24 protein-coding genes are annotated in these 20,734 nt (G+C 25.5%); 15 read left to right on the forward strand and 9 right to left on the reverse strand.

Annotated features, from left to right (window positions below; translation table 11 throughout):
- Complete coding sequence (locus DS884_RS00895; RefSeq protein ID WP_093868720.1) at window positions 1-429, reverse strand: DUF4870 domain-containing protein; 429 nt, start codon at window positions 427-429, stop codon at window positions 1-3.
- A 155-nt stretch (window positions 430-584) separates the two neighbouring features.
- Between DS884_RS00895 and DS884_RS00900 the strand changes: the two genes are divergently transcribed.
- Together DS884_RS00900 and DS884_RS00905 are read left to right on the forward strand one after the other, a co-directional pair.
- The gene (locus DS884_RS00900; protein ID WP_113785419.1) at window positions 585-1,037 is read left to right on the forward strand and encodes a DUF4442 domain-containing protein; all 453 of its coding nucleotides are present in this window, start codon (window positions 585-587) and stop codon (window positions 1,035-1,037) included.
- Window positions 1,038-1,083: 46 nt separating this feature from the next.
- Window positions 1,084-1,884 carry a TIGR00266 family protein gene (locus DS884_RS00905; protein WP_113785420.1) on the forward strand — a complete coding sequence of 267 codons (801 nt, stop codon included), beginning with the start codon at window positions 1,084-1,086 and terminating at the stop codon, window positions 1,882-1,884.
- 91 nt (window positions 1,885-1,975) lie between these two features.
- Here DS884_RS00905 and DS884_RS00910 read toward each other — a convergent pair whose 3' ends face one another.
- Window positions 1,976-3,370: a TlpA family protein disulfide reductase gene (locus DS884_RS00910; RefSeq protein ID WP_143032741.1), complete on the reverse strand. Its 1,395-nt coding sequence runs from the start codon at window positions 3,368-3,370 to the stop codon at window positions 1,976-1,978.
- Between the two features lie 862 nt (window positions 3,371-4,232).
- On the opposite strand from DS884_RS00910, the gene DS884_RS00915 reads away from it, so the two are divergent.
- The 6 genes from DS884_RS00915 to DS884_RS00940 all read left to right on the forward strand — a co-directional run bounded on the left by DS884_RS00915 (window position 4,233) and on the right by DS884_RS00940 (window position 8,894).
- A complete protein-coding gene (locus tag DS884_RS00915; RefSeq protein ID WP_113785421.1) occupies window positions 4,233-5,045 on the forward strand; it encodes an alpha/beta hydrolase in 813 nt (270 codons plus the stop codon).
- A gap of 35 nt (window positions 5,046-5,080) precedes the next feature.
- Window positions 5,081-6,106 (forward strand): hypothetical protein, encoded by a 1,026-nt coding sequence (locus DS884_RS00920; RefSeq protein WP_113785422.1) that lies wholly within the window; start codon window positions 5,081-5,083, stop codon window positions 6,104-6,106.
- A 671-nt stretch (window positions 6,107-6,777) separates the two neighbouring features.
- Window positions 6,778-7,038 (forward strand): hypothetical protein, encoded by a 261-nt coding sequence (locus DS884_RS00925; protein WP_113785423.1) that lies wholly within the window; start codon window positions 6,778-6,780, stop codon window positions 7,036-7,038.
- Between the two features lie 132 nt (window positions 7,039-7,170).
- Window positions 7,171-7,350 (forward strand): hypothetical protein, encoded by a 180-nt coding sequence (locus DS884_RS00930; RefSeq protein WP_113785424.1) that lies wholly within the window; start codon window positions 7,171-7,173, stop codon window positions 7,348-7,350.
- 589 nt (window positions 7,351-7,939) lie between these two features.
- Window positions 7,940-8,161 carry a hypothetical protein gene (locus DS884_RS00935; protein ID WP_113785425.1) on the forward strand — a complete coding sequence of 74 codons (222 nt, stop codon included), beginning with the start codon at window positions 7,940-7,942 and terminating at the stop codon, window positions 8,159-8,161.
- Window positions 8,162-8,342: 181 nt separating this feature from the next.
- The gene (locus DS884_RS00940; RefSeq protein WP_113785426.1) at window positions 8,343-8,894 is read left to right on the forward strand and encodes a hypothetical protein; all 552 of its coding nucleotides are present in this window, start codon (window positions 8,343-8,345) and stop codon (window positions 8,892-8,894) included.
- Window positions 8,895-9,620: 726 nt separating this feature from the next.
- On the opposite strand, the gene DS884_RS00945 is transcribed toward DS884_RS00940, so the two are convergent.
- Complete coding sequence (locus tag DS884_RS00945; protein WP_113785427.1) at window positions 9,621-9,812, reverse strand: hypothetical protein; 192 nt, start codon at window positions 9,810-9,812, stop codon at window positions 9,621-9,623.
- 112 nt (window positions 9,813-9,924) lie between these two features.
- On the opposite strand from DS884_RS00945, the gene DS884_RS00950 reads away from it, so the two are divergent.
- Window positions 9,925-10,143: a hypothetical protein gene (locus DS884_RS00950; RefSeq protein ID WP_113785428.1), complete on the forward strand. Its 219-nt coding sequence runs from the start codon at window positions 9,925-9,927 to the stop codon at window positions 10,141-10,143.
- Window positions 10,144-10,297: 154 nt separating this feature from the next.
- Entirely contained in the window at window positions 10,298-10,753 is a 456-nt protein-coding gene (locus tag DS884_RS00955) for an HIT family protein (RefSeq protein WP_093871935.1), read from the forward strand.
- A 541-nt stretch (window positions 10,754-11,294) separates the two neighbouring features.
- Here the strand turns inward: DS884_RS00955 and DS884_RS00960 are convergent.
- Both DS884_RS00960 and DS884_RS00965 read right to left on the reverse strand, forming a co-directional pair.
- Complete coding sequence (locus DS884_RS00960) at window positions 11,295-11,489, reverse strand: hypothetical protein (RefSeq protein WP_113785429.1); 195 nt, start codon at window positions 11,487-11,489, stop codon at window positions 11,295-11,297.
- A gap of 180 nt (window positions 11,490-11,669) precedes the next feature.
- Window positions 11,670-11,852: a hypothetical protein gene (locus DS884_RS00965; RefSeq protein ID WP_113785430.1), complete on the reverse strand. Its 183-nt coding sequence runs from the start codon at window positions 11,850-11,852 to the stop codon at window positions 11,670-11,672.
- Window positions 11,853-13,007: 1,155 nt separating this feature from the next.
- Between DS884_RS00965 and DS884_RS00970 the strand changes: the two genes are divergently transcribed.
- On the forward strand, window positions 13,008-13,631 hold the full coding sequence (locus DS884_RS00970; RefSeq protein WP_113785431.1) for a hypothetical protein: 624 nt from the start codon (window positions 13,008-13,010) through the stop codon (window positions 13,629-13,631).
- A 232-nt stretch (window positions 13,632-13,863) separates the two neighbouring features.
- Complete coding sequence (locus DS884_RS00975; RefSeq protein ID WP_113785432.1) at window positions 13,864-14,337, forward strand: hypothetical protein; 474 nt, start codon at window positions 13,864-13,866, stop codon at window positions 14,335-14,337.
- Between the two features lie 150 nt (window positions 14,338-14,487).
- Here the strand turns inward: DS884_RS00975 and DS884_RS18365 are convergent, their stop codons facing one another.
- The gene (locus DS884_RS18365) at window positions 14,488-14,658 is read right to left on the reverse strand and encodes a hypothetical protein (RefSeq protein ID WP_158530806.1); all 171 of its coding nucleotides are present in this window, start codon (window positions 14,656-14,658) and stop codon (window positions 14,488-14,490) included.
- 1,456 nt (window positions 14,659-16,114) lie between these two features.
- The gene (locus DS884_RS00985; RefSeq protein ID WP_093871930.1) at window positions 16,115-16,393 is read right to left on the reverse strand and encodes a hypothetical protein; all 279 of its coding nucleotides are present in this window, start codon (window positions 16,391-16,393) and stop codon (window positions 16,115-16,117) included.
- 265 nt (window positions 16,394-16,658) lie between these two features.
- Between DS884_RS00985 and DS884_RS00990 the strand changes: the two genes are divergently transcribed.
- A complete protein-coding gene (locus tag DS884_RS00990) occupies window positions 16,659-16,874 on the forward strand; it encodes a hypothetical protein (RefSeq protein WP_113785433.1) in 216 nt (71 codons plus the stop codon).
- Window positions 16,875-16,924: 50 nt separating this feature from the next.
- Entirely contained in the window at window positions 16,925-17,206 is a 282-nt protein-coding gene (locus DS884_RS00995) for a hypothetical protein (RefSeq protein ID WP_158530807.1), read from the forward strand.
- Between the two features lie 748 nt (window positions 17,207-17,954).
- Here DS884_RS00995 and DS884_RS18700 read toward each other — a convergent pair.
- A complete protein-coding gene (locus DS884_RS18700; protein ID WP_255405269.1) occupies window positions 17,955-18,083 on the reverse strand; it encodes a hypothetical protein in 129 nt (42 codons plus the stop codon).
- A gap of 235 nt (window positions 18,084-18,318) precedes the next feature.
- Between DS884_RS18700 and DS884_RS01000 the strand changes: the two genes are divergently transcribed.
- Window positions 18,319-19,404, forward strand: coding sequence for a metallophosphoesterase (locus DS884_RS01000; RefSeq protein WP_113785435.1), 1,086 nt, complete (start codon window positions 18,319-18,321; stop codon window positions 19,402-19,404).
- 1,045 nt (window positions 19,405-20,449) lie between these two features.
- On the opposite strand, the gene DS884_RS01005 is transcribed toward DS884_RS01000, so the two are convergent.
- Window positions 20,450-20,647: a hypothetical protein gene (locus DS884_RS01005; RefSeq protein ID WP_147239343.1), complete on the reverse strand. Its 198-nt coding sequence runs from the start codon at window positions 20,645-20,647 to the stop codon at window positions 20,450-20,452.
- Window positions 20,648-20,734 lie beyond the last annotated feature (87 nt).

Below are 20,734 nucleotides of genomic sequence, written 5' to 3' on the forward strand. Positions count from 1 at the left end.
TTATTTAATAAATTTTATTGTAAAAGGATATTTATACATTTCTCCTTTATTTGCTTTCATTGCTGCTATAATAATTAAGGCAATTTTAATTAAACTAACAATACTTACTAAAGAGGCTATTCCTAAAAAACCAAAAAAACCTCCATAAGAATGATGTCCTCCAAAGTCAATATCTACTCCGTTGAAAATGTCTAGAAAACTTCCAAAGAAGAAAGAAAAGAAAGAGGCACTTAGTATAAAAATGTATAATCCAAAACTAATATTAAAGTTTACAGCTTCTTTACCATGTTCGTCTAAAAAAGTACTTCTGTCTTTTAAAGTTTGCCAAACAATTAATGGGGTTATAATACTTCCTAAAGGAAATAAATAACCAGCAAAAGCTGAAATATGTATTAAAAAAGCATTGGTGTTTTCGTTGTTATGTTGCATAATAATATAAATTATATAATACTTGACTATGCAAATATATATCTTTTAAAAGGTATTATGCAATACATAGTACTAAAATTTAACAAACTTTAACATTTGTTAGCAGTATTAATAATTAAATAAAAAGTCGTACATTGCCCATAAACACTATATAAATGAAGTATACACCCCGAAAAATTAATGCCTTTTTATTTTTTAAACTTCCTTCAGCTTTTTTAACAGGAGTACGAGTAAAATCAATTTCAGATACCAATTCAGTGGTGTCTGTTACTTATAAATGGATGAATCAGAACCCATTCAAATCTATGTTTTGGGCAGTTCAAGGAATGGCATCTGAATTATCAACAGGTATTTTGGTGATGAAAGAAATAAGTGAATCAAATAGAAAAATATCTATGTTGGTAACAAATATGAGTGGAACTTTTACTAAAAAAGCTATTGGTAAAATAAGATTTGAATGTAATGATGGAATGCTTATAAGAGAGGCTATAAAAAAATCGATAGAAACTGGAGAGGGGCAAACTGTAATTGTTACTTCTGAGGGAATTAATGAAGAGGGTGTTTCGGTCTCGCAATTTAAATATGAGTGGAGTTTAAAAGTAAAATAGTAACAAATTACAAATATCATAGTCTAATAGCTAAAAACTAATTATTATGAATGCACACGAAATTGATTACCGCATTTTTGGAGAAGAAATGCAATACGTTGAAATTGAGCTAGATCCACAAGAGGGTGTTGTTGCTGAAAGTGGAAGTTTTATGATGATGGATACAGATGTGAAAATGAATACTATTTTCGGTGATGGATCTAATCAAGAAAAAGGGTTACTAGGTAAAATTTTTTCAGCAGGAAAAAGAATTCTTACAGGAGAAAGTTTGTTTATGACAGTTTTTACGAATGTTGGATATGGGAAGAAACAAGTATCGTTCGCTTCTCCTTATCCTGGTAAAATTATCCCCGTTGATTTATCTGAATTTGGAGGGAAATTTATTTGTCAGAAAGATGCATTTTTATGTGCTGCCAAAGGAGTTTCTATAGGAATAGAGTTTTCTAAAAAGTTAGGAAGAGGCTTGTTTGGAGGAGAAGGCTTTATTATGCAAAAGATGGAAGGAGATGGAATGGGGTTTATTCATGCAGGAGGAACTATGGCTAAAAAGGTATTACAACCTGGAGAAGTGTTAAAAGTAGATACTGGTTGTATTGTAGGGTTTACTCAAGATGTAGATTATGATATTGAGTTTGTTGGAGGAATAAAGAATACTATTTTTGGTGGAGAAGGGTTGTTTTTTGCAAGTTTAAGAGGACCTGGTACAGTATATATTCAATCATTACCTTTTAGTAGATTAGCAGGTAGAGTTTTATCTATGGCACCTCAAACTGGTAGGGGTGATAGAGGAGAAGGTAGTATTTTGGGAGGTATTGGAGATATTTTAGATGGAGATAATAGGTTTTAAAGTTTAAAAAAAATAATTATTGTATAAAAAAAATCCGCTATTAAGCGGATTTTTTCATGTTGTTGTAATATAAAATTAAGGAGGTAAAGTTTTATATACCTAGTTCTTCAAACATATTTAAAAGCTTTTCACCAGCAGATGGTCTTGGAGCATTTCTACTTACAATATTTCCATCAGGGTCAATCATTATAAATCTAGGTAATCCTTTGATAGCGTATTTTTTAATAAATTCAGAACCAAAAGATTTATCAGCGAATAATTGTACACCACCCATTTCTTTTTGGTCAATGGTTTGTTTCCATTTTTCTTTCGCATTAATGTTATCAACACTAATACTTACAAATTCAATATTCTTATCATGATATTGCATTTCAAGTCTCTTTAGTAAAGGAGTCTCACGTTTACAGAAACCACACCAAGTGGCCCAAACATCAATGTAAACATACTTTCCTTTACCTAATAAATCATCTAAAGAAGTTTTAGTTCCATCATAATTTTCATAATTATCAAATTTAGGAGAAGGTTTACCTTTTGCAGTAATTTTTAGTGAATTGTATATTTCACCAATTCTGTCCTTATGACTTTGATTAGAAGAGTATTTTAAAAACTTATTATAATATACTTCAGGATCTTCAGTATATGTAATTCCAGCTTGAGCAGATCCTTTATATTTTTCATTAAATAAAAGATCATTTTTAGTGATTGAATCACTAACTTCATTATGAACAGTTTCTATATAAGTTAAAAAGAAGTCTCCAGTATCTGTTAATTTTGAATTTGTCTTTTTTGATATCTCTCCAACTAAAATTTCTCTGTAATATGCCGAGTTAATATAATCTTCACCATTATTGTAGCTAATTTTATCAGAAACAGATGGGAAGTTTTCAGAAACAACAAACTCATCATCACCAATTAAAATAGGGTGATATACTGGATATTGATATAAATCTCTTAAATATTCATACTCAATATTTTTAATTTCTTTTTTTAAGAAAGATTCAGGTAACTGGCTACCCATTGCTAAATCAGTTAAAGAATTTTTATAAGTGTCAACTTTTTCTAAAAAAGCTTCCTCATCAAGAGCAAGTAACTTTCTAAGATTACCTATTTCACTTGTAAATACTTTACCTTTTTTAATGAAGTAATTGTTTATAGCTGCATTAGTTCCTTCAAAATTAATAGCATCTAATTTCTTATAATCAAAAAGAAGTTTAGTGTCTTCAGTTTTTGTTAAATATAGATTTATAGGTTTTTTATTTACAATCAGTTTATAATAACCTTCTCTATCTATTTTTATAGTATCTATAAAAGTTTTATTTTTTTTGTCGAATTTTATCTTTTTTTCAAATCCAAATCCTTGTAATTTAACATCTCTTTTTTTAAAGTTGTCAATTGACCCGGAAATAACTAAATAATCTTTTACAGGTTCTTTCTTACATGAAAGTATAATACCTCCTATGAGGGCTAAAAGTACTAGTTTTTTCATTCTTCTGTATTTAGGTGTAATATAATATTTCAAGTACCGAAAGTACTTTATTTAGTTTTTTTTTCAAAGAAATTAACAGTTTATTTCGTTTTTGTTTGAGATTTTATGGTTTTTTTGTGTTTTTAGTTTAATATTTTAACTTTTTTAAGCGGTTTTAGCTTTGTTAAAAGTGTTAAATCTAATTTTTTTTGCAAACTCATAGTGAGTTTTTTATGGCTTTTTTTCTAGTTTTTCTACTTATTTTATAGGGTAGCTAACTCTAATTATTTAGTATTTAAATATTATAAAAAAACCGAAGCATAGCTCCGGTTTTTATTTCCTTTTTCAATAACAATCATCCCCTCAAATCTGTCGTAATTAATAGTAGATAGTCCTTCATAGTTTATGAATAAATTGTTAAAGCAATGTTAAATCAATAACTATGCCGCAATTGTAATAGTATTAATAAAAGATAATTTTTTTTATGCTTTTTGTGTTTTTTTGACGTTTTTTTTAATCTTTACTCTTAAATTTATGTCTTTAAGTATCAAAAAACATAGTAGATGTGTGTGGTTAAAATTTAAGTTTTAGCTAAGTACTAAAAACCCTCTACTTTTTTAAAGTAGAGGGTAAAAAGTTAACTTAACGTACAAGGGGAAAAAAATTAAGTAACCTTCCTAAGTTACAAAAAATAATATAATAATCAAAAAAAAACAGTTTATGATTAACTATAATTAGTTTTTATAGAGGTTGTTATGTTTTTTTTACTTTACTTATTTTAAGTAACTTTTTTTAATTGAAATTCCATTAGATTTGCAGTGATGACTAATAGTTACTCATATGATTTCTATTAAAACTCTTATTTGTTTTTTATAAAAAATATATGACTAAAAAAAGGAAAAGAAAATTAATAAACTTTTTAAAATTAATATCAGGATTATATTTTTTTACATGTGTTGGGTTATACTTTTTTCAAGAAAAATTGATCTTTTTTCCTGAAAAGTTGAATAACAATTACGAGTTTAAATTTGACCAAAATTTTGAAGAACTTTATTTTAATACTAAAGATGGTAATTTTTTAAATGGACTTTTATTTAAGTCTGTTAAAGCTAAAGGACTTGTTTTTTATTTACACGGTAACGCAGGTGCATTAGATTCTTGGGGGAATATAGCTAAAGTATATACAGATTTAAATTATGATATTTTTATTCTTGATTATAGAGGGTATGGAAAAAGTGAAGGGAAAATAATCAATCAGCAACAATTATTTGAGGATAATCAATTAGTATATAATACACTAAAAAAGGAATACAGTGAAGAAAATATAATAATTCTAGGTTATTCAATAGGAACAGGACTTGCTTCTAAATTAGCATCGAATAATAATGCTCAACATTTGATTTTACAAGCTCCCTACTACAATTTAATAGATATAGTGAAGCAAAACTTTTCATACATACCTTCATTTATTTTAAAATATAAATTTATGACTAATGAGTATTTAAAAAAATGCAAAATGCCAATAACAATTTTTCATGGTGATAGTGATACTGTTATCAGTTATGAATCTTCCTTAAAGTTAAAAGAAGAATTTAATGATAGAATACATCTTATTACTTTAAAAAATCAAGGGCATAATGGAATAACTTACAATAAAGTTTATAATAAAGAATTAATAACAATACTAACTAAATAAACACATAAAATACAATTAAGTTAAAACTTAAATAAATGAAAATACATTCAATATTAATAAGCTGTTTTTTTATAATTATTTCATCAACTTACGCTCAAGATAAAGCTAGTAAATTTCATGATGAAAAAGGTAATTTTAAAATTTTATTCCCTAAAAGCCCTGAAATAACAAAAAAAACAGGAGATACTGATTCTGGAAAAATAACGATTACATCATTTAATACTGAATATAAGAATGGGGATAATTTATCTTATAACGTTAGTTACATAGATTATCCTAAAAGTTTTACTGATACTTTAAGTGTAAAAAATATTTATGGTTTGTTTAACGGAGCACAAACAACAAATATTAATTCTGAAAGTATACAATTGTTAGGCACTTTTAATCTAGATATATTAGGCCATGTTGGGAGAGAATTTAGATGGAAAGACATTGATAATAAAATTATGTTTAGAGCAAGGTTTTATTTAGTTGATAATAGAATGTATATTTTAAGTGTAAGAACACAAGAAAAAAATAACTTTAATGTTGGGATAAATCAATTTCTTGAATCATTTGAACTTATTGGAGTTAAGCCTAAGGTTATTAATCAGAAAGAAGTAATAAAGAGTCAAAAAATTTATAAAATCAAATTTCCTATGAAAGCTGAAAAGCGTGAAATGGAAACTTCAACTGAATATGGTAAATCAAATATTTATATAGAATTATATCAGCCAAAACTTAAAAATGATGACAACTTAATATATATGATTTCTGTTATGGAATATCCAAAGGATATTACTAAAACAAGTGGATTTAAATTAGATGAATACTATTCAAACGTTATTAAAAAAGCTTTATTAGGGAGACAGTCTAAATTAATAAGTGAGAAGAAAGTATTTATAGCTGGTAATGAGGGAATAGAAGTAAAGGAAAGTTTTAAAGGAGGTTTAATAGTAATTAAACAAAAAACATTTATTAAACAAAATTTACAGATATCACTTCAAGTAATGACAATTCCAAGCAAGGATGAAAATGATTCAATGAATAATTTCTTTAAATCATTTAAATTTCTTCTTTAATGTATTTAAATAAAAATTCCTACCCTTGTGAGAGTAGGAATTTTCCCCTTGAAATATTAAGCTACTTGAAATTTTCATTTCAAACTTATTGCAATTTAGATTAAAAGAATAAATTGGACAATACGGGGAATCCTTGAATACAGACTAATGGTTTTTACTTAGTTGAGTACTTGAAAACCATTAGATTAGTGTTTTTTTTTCTTTCCGTAGGAAGATGCTAGAAAAAATGATGCTTTTTGAAAGTTAGCTTTTCAAGTATAGTTATTTTGTATTTTACTGATGACTACAAAACAAAATATTAGAAACTGTTACAAATATCAATATATTGATTTAAGGTTTTTATGATATAAAAAAGAGAAGAAGCAACCCTTCTAAAGTACTTCTTCTCTCTAAACTATTCAAACTAACTAAAAAACTAAAAATCAAATTTTAAAACCATACAGTAAATATAATTTAAGCTTGAAGTAAATAATTAAAATATTTGATGAGAGGAAGATATGTATCGATGAAAGGTAATTATGTAAAGGCAAAGAAAATAAGTAGCAATATAAAATATACCAAAAACTGTAGGTTCTCCGATTCCTAAAAAACGGAAAAGTTCTTTGACATAATTGTGGTAAGTAAGATTACGGATAAAAAATCATATTTTTATCTGAGTATTAAAATATTATATGAGCAAACATTCCAAAAAATTCACAACTATTGAAGAATTCCATAAAGCTAGTGCTTCAATGAAAAATTATCAAAGAATTCACAATGTCATTCGTAGTGATTATAAAGAGTTGTTGATGATTACAGAGGAAAGTATTAATAATAAAAAAAAGTTTGATGCATTGTACCGAGCCTCTTTAAAGGGGTTGTTTTCGATAATAGAAGCTGATATTTTTGGGCTTAATAATTTAGATAAATATGAAGGTTACGATGATAATTAACGTTTTATTGATAAATTTAAAAAAACCTTTAAACAAATTTGTAAGACTTGGAATAAGAAAGAAAGACAGCAAAAGTATTTTAGTTCTAAACTATATGATTTAAAAAAACTTAAAGCCAAAAGGGATGAATTAATGCATCCTAAAGAGATAGGTCATTTACATGAAGCAAGCGAGTCTAATTTTAATGAGTTGAAAAAAAACTTTAATGATTATAATGATTTTATAAATGACTTGATGAATGACTTTCATATAAGTATTAATTTGAGCCCTTTAGATGTTATTAAGCTAAAGAATGGCAGTTTTTTTAATTAATAAGTTAAGTAAAAAAACTTACCACAAGCATCTCAAACGAGATGTTTTTTTATAGTCAAAGATTTAGTTTAGTTGAAATCAATAGATGTCATTTTAATTGTAGTATGAAGAATATAAAAAAGAAATCTCCCGAAGGAGATTCCAAATGTTTACTCTGATTTATAATTCCCCCAAATCACCAATCGAATATAAAACAGGTTTAGAATGGTTTACCCTAATAAATAGGTGTATGTATAATTAATTTTAAAACAGTAGTTAAAAGAGAAAAGAAGTCCCCCCACGGAACTTCTTAACTTTTACTAATAACTATATACTGTTAATGAATGACTTATTGTTCAAGTCGGATCGAAATAACAAATATTTTTTAAAATGAAGAATACTCAAAGCTCTGAAAATCAACTAAGTAAAAAAAACATTAGTTTTTTACGTGAAAAGCGTAGAAAAAAGAAAAGAAGCAGTCCCCCACGGAATACTTCTTGTTCTTTTTTACTTATTAAATTTTTACTAAAAGTGAATAAATTTTATTTACTAATTAAGACTCAAATAAAAATAATAAGTCACATAAATTTTAAAATAAAACTGTAGAATTATGAAAGCAATTTACTGGAAGAAAATAGAGGTTTGGTGTAAGTATCCATTCCAGCATGAAATAGATTATAGATATATCGAATTTCACAGTAAAAAAAGACACAACTATAAAACTAAACTTTCATTTCATTGTGCAAGTACAGTTGTAGGAAAAAATAGAGTGAGTTTTGTAGCAAATGAATTAGGGTTGAACCCTAAAAATGTAAAACTCGTAAAACAGTAGTGAATCGGAACTGTTAAAAAATCCGTAAAAGTTCATTGACATAATTGTAGTAAATAATTATTTATCTAATTTAGTCGGAAAGATAATCACATATATGTACGTCGATTTCTGTAGTAATAGGTAGTATAACGACGTATTTTATACGTGTAAAAACAAATTATATAACATTAAATAAAGACATATGAATAAACTAATTTTAGTATTTGTTTTATTAGCAATTGTAAGCTGTAGTAACTCAAAAACTAATCAAGAAAAAGCTCTAAAAGCGCAGGAAAAACAAATTATAAAAGAAGAATCTAAATTTATCATTGATTCTACTAGTGAAAAAGAAGAGGTGCTTAATGCTATTTTAAGATTCCACAATGGAATGCGCCAAAAAGATGGCGAGTTAGCAATTAGCGCTTGGGAAAAAACCGCCGCTGGTTACACTATAAGTATTGATTCATTAGGAAACTCAACCAAAAAGATAGAAGAACCTGTAGATGAAGGGAAACTTGATAGGATTAAGAATTGGTTAAATAATACAAAAGACGACCTCGATGAAGAGATTTTTGATGTGAGAATCAACATTGATGGAGAATTGGCTATGGCTTGGGTGCCCTATAACTTTTACCGTAACAATCAATTTTCTCACTCTGGAACTAATGCTTTTATATTGATGAAATTTGATAACATATGGAAAATAATTAGTGTTGCTGATACAAGGTATTTCGGAAAAAAAATACACAAATAACATTGTTGTTAAATATTATTTTACTACAAACACCTTTTTTAAGGTGTTTTTTTATGTCCAAGATTTAAGTAAACAAATATTAAAATAAGTGTAGTTAGAATTGGTCATGTAATGTTAATAAGACTATTAAAGCAATTAACAAATATGTTAAGTTAAATTTATCTTTAAGATACCACCTTTTTAATTTCTTATTAGAGTTGATAATAAATTTTTCAAAAATAAATTGAATAATTAAAGTAATAGCAATAAAGAGAAAGCATTTCAAAATATAGTTAATCATACCCCAAATATAAATAAACTTTAAAACAGTATCTATTCCGCTACGTAAAAACAATATAAAATGAAAAAAACAAATAAAGAGGTAATTGAAGGATTAAGACAGGAGCAAATGATTTCAGCAGCTCCAAAATGTTTGAAGTATTAAATAAATTAAACAAACAAGGAGGTTTAAGTTTTGAAAACCATTAAATGATTAATGAGGCTATTGATGTAGTTACTTTAAAATTGTAGTTTAAGTATTAATAAAATACTCTTAAAAAAACATATTAAATATTTTAAATATTATAATGCCAACGAAGACACCTAGGAAAAATTTATAGTCATATCTTTTCTTGTTATTAGTCATAGTTGAAAATTTTTAGTCAAATATAATTAATATATCATAAAATATGTGGTAAGAAGAATACAAGTAAAGAAAAAACGAACCGAAGTTCGCTTTTAAATGAATTATTCACAACCACAGTCTGCCATGCATTCATCATAATCTGCATTTGAAGTGTGTGCGTTATTACAAAAGTGAGCATGAGAAATACAATCGAATTCTAATTTTATTCCTCCTAAAATGTTTTTTCCTCCTAATATATTTTTTTGAGCTAATTTATTTAAGGTAGATCCCAGATTTGAAATGTTTTTTAACATGATTTTTAAAATTTAAAGTTTATCAAAAAAAAATAAAAAATACACGGTAAACTATGATATTTCATAAACGCAAAGAATAAATGTATAAACGAATTAAACTAAAAAAGTAGTTATGGAAGATCAATACCCACTTTTAAAATCGGAAGCAGTTGCGGAAATGCAAAGAGGAATTAAAGTTACTAACGTTTGTTTTTCAGATTATGAATATATTACAAGGAAGCATGGAAAAATAGTTTTAGAAGATCGTGATAAATGCCATCAACTAGAATTTTTGAGATATAAACAAATTGATGTTTGGAATAATGGTTACGCAATATTAACAAATCTGTAGATTTCCAGATTCTTAAAACTGAAAAGTTCTTTGACATAATTGTGGTAAGTAAATTTTTAATTGATTTTAAATCAATTAAATTTGTAGAAATACATTTATGGATATTTGTTTACTTGTAAGTAAATTCCATAGTTAGATAACATTTTAATAAAATATGAGTAATTGCATTTTTTGTGATATAGTTAATGGAAAAGCACCTGCTTTTAAAATTTGGGAAAATGAAGAGCATTTGGCATTTCTCTCAATTTTCCCAAATACAGAAGGTTTTACAGTTGTAGCAACGAAAAAACACTTAAGTAGTTATTGTTTTGATTTAAAGGATGAAGAATTATCAAAATTAATAATCGCTGCAAAACAAGTGGGAAAACTATTAGATGAGAAATTAGATGATGTGGGTAGAACAGGACTGATAATGGAAGGATTTGGAGTTGATCATACCCATGTTAAACTGTTCCCGATGCATGGTACTTCAGACTTGAAAACTTGGAAGCCTTTTTTATCAAAACAGGTAAAATACTTTGAGAAGTATGAAGGTTATATCTCATCGCATGATTGTGATAGAGCAAGTGATGAAAAATTAACGGAAGTTGTTAATAAAATAATTAATTAAAAATGTTATCTGTTAAATACTTGTTATTTCTAAGTTAGAATAGAATCCCAATTTATAGATTACTAATTTAGCAAACTATATAATACTTAGAGTTATATTTTTATAAAATATAACTTACCAGAAGAGCTTCAAATTGAGGTTCTTTTTTATGTCCAAGATTTAAGTAAATTAAAATAAGTGTAAATAAATGGTGAAAAAAAAGCGGGACTAACCCGCTATAATTTAGAAAGGACAAAGACATACTCTCTGTGAAAACACATCTATGCAGCCATTGTTAGATTGTTCTCTCGTACAGTGTTTACCTCTTGAACCATTAATAGATTTAAGTTCCGCTTTGTTTAAGGCTGTACCTAATTTTGAAATGTTCTTTAGCATGATTTAAAATTTTTAGTTTATCAAAAATAACATTATGGTAGTCAGTTTCTTAAAAATAAACCTTACAGAAAGTAAGGATAAACCATAAATCAAATATTAAACTAAAAGCAGTTATACCATTTTCCTAAATCTAAGAAAATGGTATTGATTAAAAAGGTTTTGATTATTAAAAAGGAGAAACTCTTACACAACATTGAAATTGAATAGGAATCGTTAAATATTGTTCAATTGTAACGTCAATGCCAAAAGGATAATCATAGGTTGCGCAACTACCACCATTACAATTTCTATCTCCTCCATTAATGGATTGTTGTTCTGATTTGTTTAAGGTTGTACCTAGGTTTGAAATGTTCTTTACCATACTATAGATTTTTAAGTTTCTCAAATCTAACAAGTTTAAAAATGATAATTTATTTAAAAATAGTAAAAAAAGTAAGGTTAAACCTTATTTAACTAATATTAGCAAATAGTATTGTTATTAATAGATAAATGCCAAAATTAGTTTGATGGAGGTAGTTTTTTAAATTGCAAAATATCTAGATTATAAATTATAATCCATTGCATAAAAAACACCAATTCTTGAATAAATATAATGATAGTTAAATTCAGAAATAAGCTTAGCAAGTGGAATAAAAGCAATAAATATAGCAGTGTATTTAAAAAATAGTAAAACTTTTTTAGTACCTAAGTATTCAATTTGGAGTTGATCATAGCTGTTTTTCATAAATCAAAATTAGCAAAAACATAATAAGGTGAAACATTAAGTAAAAAGCCATATTTTTATAAATATAACTAGATATGATAATATTTATTTTATTGATGTCCAATTATACTACCACCAGCCTTAAGACACCAGCTTGTATATTTTAAATAGTCAGTTACTGTTTCAGGGAATACATTGAATATTATGGTGCTACAGCTCCAGCAAATAATACAGTTAGTAGATGGTCCACAAGCTTTTTTACCAGAGATTTTTTTCTGTTCACTCTTATCTATTTTTGAACAAAATTTGAAATTTTTTTTAACATGATTTATAATTTAAAGTTTGTCAAAAAATAAAAAAACAGGGAAAGGATCATGTTTCACATACATAGTTAATAAATGTAAAAGCGAATATTAAAATAAGTGTAGTGAGAGAATTTTCTATAGAACTCTTAATACTAATAAGATTAATAAAATAATGAAGCCAATTCATTTTAAAATTAAACCAAATTTGTAATTAATTTTGTAAGATTTGATTGTATTTAAAAGTGAAATAATCAAAAAGATAACACAAAAAAATAATATCAGAAACTTATAGTAAAACATGTAAAAATATTTTTTTAAATCTAAACTAAGTAGGTTTACAGTATTTAGGCATGTTAAAAAAGAAAAGAAGTAGCCCCCCGTGGAATACCTCTTTTCTTCTAACTAACTAAACTATTTACTAAAAATGAAAAATCAAATTTTAAACTATACAATAAATATAATTTAAGATTGAAGTAAATAATTTGAGTATTTGATGAAAGGAATATTAATGTCGATGAATAGTTGGTTTCTATATATGAAGTTAGAGTATGTAATGAAATAAAAAACTTTCCAAAAAGACAGATAACAATGCATATGGTTTTGATGAAATTAATATGTTAAAAATGATGTAAAAGAGCAAAAGTAGTTTGATTTATAAAACAATAACTGGCCTATTTAAAATAAAAGAGAATAAATCAAGTAAACCTAAGTCCGTTATCACGAGCCTTAGATATTTTCGTGTGAAGTTGTTTTTTTTAATAAAGATTAGCTTCATGATTAACAAGTTCATACATAGATTTGTAGTGAATGAAAAAAAACACTATATTTATCTGATTAGGGGGGACTTATAGTTTGTAAATAATTTAAATTTATGCTTAAAGTCCAAAAAAAAATTAACCAATTAATTAATAAAAGACAATATTATAATAGTTATTTTAATCGATGTATCAATAAATATAAAAAAATAGAGAATTACTATAGTTTATATGAAGAGTTTAAAGGGGAAATTAAATCTGTTAAAACCTCTGAAATAATTAATCATTCTTCCAAAATATTTTTTGGTGTGGATTTATATGACGCTAAAAAAAATATTGATGTACCATATAGGTTAAAGGTAAACAAGAAGCTATGTGATATTATATTTTATAAGACAAAATTGGATTCACATAAAATTATAGTTGAACTACATTTTTTTAAAAAAAAATTAGTTTTTTTTAAGTATTTATTCCCAACTACAGTTAATAGACCTAAAATAGAAGAAAGGGTTAAAAAAAAGTATTTAAAAAATAGTAATACGTTTTGTAATAAAAGTAATTTAATTGTAGATGAAAAGAATAATTATTTAAGAATAGAAAATGAGGTATCATTAACATTGAATTATTATTCTTTAGAGTTTGATTTTTTTAAATCTCTTAAAAAATATCAAATGATTAATAATTATGAAAACTTTCAAAAAAAGCAATATAGAACAAAGAAATTTAACGAAATAATTTAAGTGGATAGCTTAAAAACGTTATTTATCACCGAGCACCTATATAAGGTGTTTTTTATATCCAAAATTTTAATAAAAAGATTATAAAATAAGTGTAGGTTCTCCGATACCTAAAAAACGAAAGAAGCTCATTGACATAATTGTGGTAAGAAAATTTTAAATAATATTTTTGAATAAAAAATATGTAATAGCTTATATTCATAAACAGATATTCTTATTTGAAAATATATTTTTAATGATTAATAAAATTACAATACGTTCTGAAATAAATGTCTTTTCAGTTTTAATCTTAATTATTGGAGGAATTGGAGCTATTATTATTGCAGGGAACTTTATATATGTAGGGATTTATGAAAAAAGTTTTTTGAGTTTATGTTTTTCATTGATCTTTTTGATAGCTGGAATATATAGTCTTTATTGTATTTTTAAGGTTGACATGTTAGAGATTACCAAATCGCACTTTAAAATTAAATCAATATTTGGAAGTACAAAGAAAGAAATATCCTTAACTTCTTTAAAAGCAATGAAAGAGATAGAAAAAAAAGGAGGAGGTGATGTAAATTTGAAATGGAAAGAATTAAATTTGTACGGGAAAGATTTTGAATATAAATTAACATCAATTACTTATGGTAACTATTTAGAATTAAAGAATGGTATTTCAAAAGAGTTGAAAAAAAATAAATTAGCTAGAATTAAAAAAAATAAATAAATCCATTACAACTCGATAAATAAACTTACCACAAAGCACTTTTTTTAAGGTGCTTTTTTATGTTCAAGATTTAAGTAAATAAGTAATAAAATAATTGTAGTTATTATAACAAAAGAAAGAAACCATTACAGTTCCTTTCTTTATCTAAATTTAATATGTGAACATACATTTCCAATAGCAGTCTCTTGGACTAAGACCTAAACCAATTAAAGCACCATTACAATAACAAGGAGTGAAGGGATTTGTGTCTTTACCTCCATTAATAGATTTTTGATCAGTTTTATTTAGTTCAGAGCCTAAATTTTTAATGTTTTTTAACATAATATAAAAGTTTAAATTTTTCAAATGAAATGAAAAATAAAGAGGAAAGTAATGAAACTTCATAAATGCAAATGATAAATGTATAAACGAATAAATAAACAGTAGATAAAACAAAAACTACCTTGAGCTATAGGGACAAAATATCCATATATGTAATAGTATTGGAAGTATTTAAAGTTAGGAGCAATTTTGTATAAGGGAACTGCAAAAAAAGAAATACTAATAAAATGAAACATATTTAATAAAAGTAGAAACTCTTCTTGTCTCTATAAATTCAGTTTTAAGTTGTTCATAACTGTTTTTTATAAATTAAAAACAAAACAAAGAGTAAAACAGTATTAAAAAAGAAAAGAAGTAGCCCCCCGTGGAATACCTCTTTTCTTCTAACTAACCAACTATTTACTAAAAATGAAAAATCAAATTTTAAACTATACAGTAAATATAGTTTAAGATTGAAGTAAATAATTTGAGTATTTGATGAAAGGAAATTTTGTATAGATAAATGGTAGGTTATCTATAAGTAAAATAAAAAAAAGTAACGAGAAATAAATAATAATAGGATTACCAATTTAAAAAACCTTTACGGTTAGGGTACGATTATACTTTGTATAGAAACCAAATAAAAGAAATAATTTGAACGATTGTCAAGGTGTTTAATAGAAGAAGTATATTAAACCATTGTGAGATTTTCATTATCCAAATTTAAAAAAATGAAGCAGCACAATATTAGAAATTGTATAAACGTAATATATAAAGAAAAAACTCTCATTAAATACAACTAAGTATTATTAAATAAGGTATAAGGGATTGAAAAAAACAGTCAACCGCCCCTTAATTCAGTCAACTGTTCTAACCTTTAAGTACTTAAATTGGTTAATGTAAATTTTGGTTTAAATCAAGTTTTTAAACCTGCCAGCAAACATAATTAAGATTTTTAGGAAGCAATTTGAGTATTCGATTAACTGGACATTTGTATCGTTGAACAGTATGCTTTTTATTAAGTTAAGGTAGAATTAAATAATTTGAATATTTGATGAAACGAGTGTAAGTGTAATTTTTTGATGTATAGTGTATTGGCTGTATTTAGGTAAGTAGTTGAGTAAAAAATAAAAGTAGTTAGTCAATCTTTTTTAAATCTTACTTTCAAATGAACAAGAGTTCATTTGAAAGTAAGATTTAAATTAAATTATAGTATAATAAAAAGTAAGTAAATATTCAGTAATGGAGTTTATTGAAAAGGAAACTATTAATAAGAAACAAACTGTATGTGTTATAAAAAAGAACCCACTCAAAGTTGAGTGGGAAAATTGCTATGAAAAAGAAAGTCTAAAAGGACGTCTCCTAAGACTTTGTAAATTAATGGATAAAAAATGGTATTATAAATAAGGGATAATACTGATATTGATTTAAGGGATAACCATTAATTAACTAAGTGAAAAGAGTAGATAGAAGACTGTTATGCTACTTCCCAATTTTCAAAATCATCATATATATCTTTTGTATTGTATCCGGTAGTAGAAAATATTTTTTGTTGTCTAAGTGCTATTGCCGTTAATGTTTTTATAGCTTTTAATCCATCAGAGTCAATTTCTTTGATTTTATCAATGTTTATAGTCGTACATCTATTTTGTAAAATATAATGTTCAAAATGAATAATGAAAGATCTAACAGTTGAACAATTGATTTTACCTTTTAAATAAAAAATTCCTTTTTTTTCTGTTATTTGTAAAGCCATGATTGATTATTTTTAATTAACTACTGTAAATATCTAGTATAAATGTAAAGAGTAGTTGATTAATTCGGTCAATAACATTTGTATGGTGTTAAGTGGTTGTTTTTTTAGTGTTTCATGTTGTTTTTTTTGAAACATAAAAAATATGTTGTATAGTTAGAAAATAAATATGATAAAAGAAATAGTACTTCTTTGTTCTTTAAAAACATGTTAGTCAATAGATGTAATTGTGATAAGTTTTTGTTTGATATATCTGATAAAAAAATAAATGAAAAAAATAATAATTAACTCAAAATTTACTAGTCATCAAAAATTAATGCTTTTTCTTTTCTTCATTTTTACATTCGGAATAGGGGTGCTTTATTTATTAGGTTTAATTCCTAGTGAAGAAATGAATACAAAAAGGAGTGATTATATAGCTATAGCCTTTTTACCAATTTCTGTATATATTTTTGCACTTTTTTTAGTAAACAAGGAGTTGTAATAAAGGAACGTAAACTAAAGTATTCTCAATTTATATTTGGATTTCCATTTTTGATGAAAAATATTGAATTAACTAATATTACAGATGTAAGTGTTTTATCAAGTTCTGGAACTCAGAAATTTGCTTTCGTATCTGCAGGAAATCCAGATTTGGCTGTAAGTTCAGAAATTTATAAAATAGTTTTATTGAATGAAAATCATTCAAGTAAGTTTTTATTAATGATAACTAGGAAAAAAGATTTAGCTGAAAAAATGGCAAATGGTTTATCAAAGGAACTTCATTTAGAGTATAATATATATAGTCCTCCAATAGTTAGAAGACGTAGACGGTAAAGTTATATATTAAAGAAATAGAAAAACTTTTTCTGAAGTACCTATAAAATTTAAAAAACCTTAATGTTTATTCGGTTAAGAATAATATTAAGGTCTTTTTGTGGGGAAGGGCTAAATAAATTTTTAAAACTACCAAATAAATATAGTTTAAGATTGAAGCAAGTATTATTAATTTTTGATTAAAAGCAATTCTGTATAGATGAACGGAGTATTGTTTTATTAATGTTCTATAAAAAAGTGAAAAATTAATGATAGTATTTATGAAAAGTATAAAAGAGAAGTTAAAAAAACTGCGTATTAACTTTTTGTGTGTGGGGGACGGGTTTTAATAAATTTAATATAGTTAATACGCAGAAATAGAATAGTCATTAGTTACTTTACTAATTTCATAAAAATAAAGAACAAAACAAATAGGTGGAATCCATCAATATTATATAAGTAGAAACCAGTAAATAACTACGTGAAAACCAGTAAAAAGAAGTGTTAAAAAGTGTACTGAAAATCAATAGGTTAAGTAGTGTTTTAGATAGTCCCATAAATGTATGAGCATATAAAAAAGCAGGTGATCTATTAAAAATATAATAGACCACCCTATACCTTAAGCCCGTCCCCACGGGTCTTAAACATTATTTTTTAAAGATAGAAAATAATTTTAAAATAAGAAGAAAATAATGAGTATTGTGAAATTATTACAAATAAAAATATTAAAAAAGCGAACTACTGTTCGCTTTTTTTTTAGATAATTTAATTAAAATGGACATGGTGAACATCTACCATCTTCCTCACATGCCCAAGGGCATGTAGTACCTCCACCAGAAATTAATGTTTGTTGTTGTTTTGATAATACTGATCCTAATGTTGAAATGTTGCTTAACATGATATAAGATTTTAAAGTTTCTCAAACTTATAAATTAGATTATTTAAAAAAGAAGATTAAACCGTAAAATAAGTAAGGTTTTACCTTACTTATTTGTGGGCTATGAAATAAGTGACTTTAGAATAAGATTGAAGCCAATAATAAAGTATTTAACGATATAGATATTTGTATTGATAAGAGGAAAATTAAAAGAAAGTATATTTGCTGTAATCATTTGTTAATAATATTGAGATCTATGCTTAAAACCTATGTGTACATTGTAATCCTTCTTGTTAGTTTATCAAAAGTTTATGGTCAAAAAGCGATAACTTCTGAAGGCAGTTATAAAAATGAAAAACTTAAATTAAATGATGGCCCCTATATTTTTATTGAAGAAAAACAGTTAATAGAAAAAAAAATAATAGAGAATCAGGTTTTTACAAAAGTGTTAAAGAAGAATTCTTATGACACAATATTCTTACCAAATAAATCAGAATTTAAAAATATTAGAAAAATTGCTGCATTAAGTGATATTCATGGAAAGTATGAACTAGCTATTAAGTTATTAAAAGCAAATAAAATAATAGATAAAAAATTAAATTGGAAGTTTGGTAAAGGTCATTTGGTAATTGTAGGCGATATTTTTGATAGGGGAAATAAGGTAAATGAAATGCTTCTTTTAATTTATAAACTAGAGCAACAAGCAGATAAAAGAGGAGGTAAAGTACATTTTTTATTAGGAAATCATGAATATATGGTTCTTCATAAAGATTTGAGATATATTAATAAAAAATATCAAAAAACATCTGATTTGCTTGGTTTAAAGTATAATGAATTGTACAATAATAGAACAGTTATTGGAAGATGGCTAAGGTCAAAGTCTACTATTGTTAAAATTAATAACAATGTATTTGTTCATGGAGGTATTTCAAAAGATTTTATATCTCAAAATGATTTTAATCTTGAAGAGATAAATAGTTTAATGAGGAAATCAATTGATAGGAGTAAAAAAGAGATGAAAAGTACTGATTTTTATAAAGTATACTATGGTAAGAAAAGTTTAATATGGTATCGTGGGTATTTTAATGATAATTTACAAGACAAACAGATTACTAATATATTAGAATCAATAAATTCAGATCATATTATAGTAGGTCATTGTTCTAATAAAGAAGTGGTAAGTTTATATGATAATAAAATTTTTGGTGTAGATTCAAGTATAAAAAAAGGAAAATATGGAGAAATTTTATTTATAAAAAACAATAAATATTATAGAGGAACTTTAGAAGGGGAAAAAAAATGTTTTGAAAAAAAGGTTAGATCTAAAACCAGTCAAAAATAATATGTACGTAATTCTATTCAAAATGAGTAGATTTTTATATCTGATGTTTATTTAGTAAATATAAAAATACCTTGTAAGAGATGTTTTTTATGATAAAAAAAGGAGTTATAATTTACTAGTAACAAAGAGATAAAAAATAAAAACAAACGATCTCGTAATATTTTTAAAGTGATTGAGAAATTTTTTAACGATAAATTTAAAAGCATAAAAAAAGCTCCCGAAGGAGCATTATTAAAAAAGGGAGGGAAAGTTTATATAACAAGTTAAAAAATATTAACCCTACTCTTAAATTTAAAAAATAATGAAAGAAGTGGAGTGATACAACATTTATGTATTACTTATGTTGTAAGCATATAGATATAATGCAAAAAAAAAGAAGTAGCCCCCCGTGGAATACTTCTTTTTTTAACTAACCAAACTATTTACTAAAAATGAAAAATCAAATTTTAAACTATACAGTAAATATAATTTAAGATTGAAGTTAACAACTTAAGTATTTGATGAAAAGAAGATTTGTGTAGATGAAAGGTATATTATGTATATATGAATTTAAAAGAAGAAGTGAAAAAATAAAAAATAGTTGGTCTATTCCTATAAAAGAAAAATAGACCAACCTAACCTCAAGCCCGTCCCCACGGGTCCTAATATTATTACTTAAATATAAAAGATAAATTTTAAATTATTGAAAATGTAGTATGGAAGTAGTAGTAGTATTTGAGATAAATTAAATATTTTCAGTTGATTGAGTTATATAATTATACTAAAAAAAAGAAGTAGCCCCCCGCGGAATACCTCTTTCTCTTACTAACCAAACTATTTACTAAAAATGAAAAATCAAATTTTAAAACTATACTGTAAATATACTTTAAGGTATAAATACTTTGTATAGGTATTTGATGAGAAGGTATAAAGTATCGATGAATGGTTTATTATTGGCAAATAACAGGAAAGGAAGAAATAAAATGATAAAATTAAAGAAATATAAGTTACTTGGTTAAACTAGGAGGAAAATCGCCTAAATTAACTTTAGGCGATTATATAAGATCTACGTGTATTGACAAGATCCAGAAGTACAATCATCATTATCACAAATGCACCACTGTCCTGTAGGACATAAATTACTTTTTGAACAAGCGCCCCCTAGGCCAAAATTCATATCATTTGTCAATTTCCTACTACCTTGAATTAATTTTAATTCAGGGTTAGTTAATGTTGTTCCTAGTTTAGATAACCTTCTTAACATATTAATATATTTTAAAATATTTATCAAAATTATGTCAAACCTTAATGTTAAATTCTCTCTTTTAAAAATTGAACTAAATAAATTCAT

It is taken from the genome of Tenacibaculum sp. E3R01, assembly GCF_003318185.1.
GTDB lineage: Bacteria > Bacteroidota > Bacteroidia > Flavobacteriales > Flavobacteriaceae > Polaribacter > Polaribacter halocynthiae.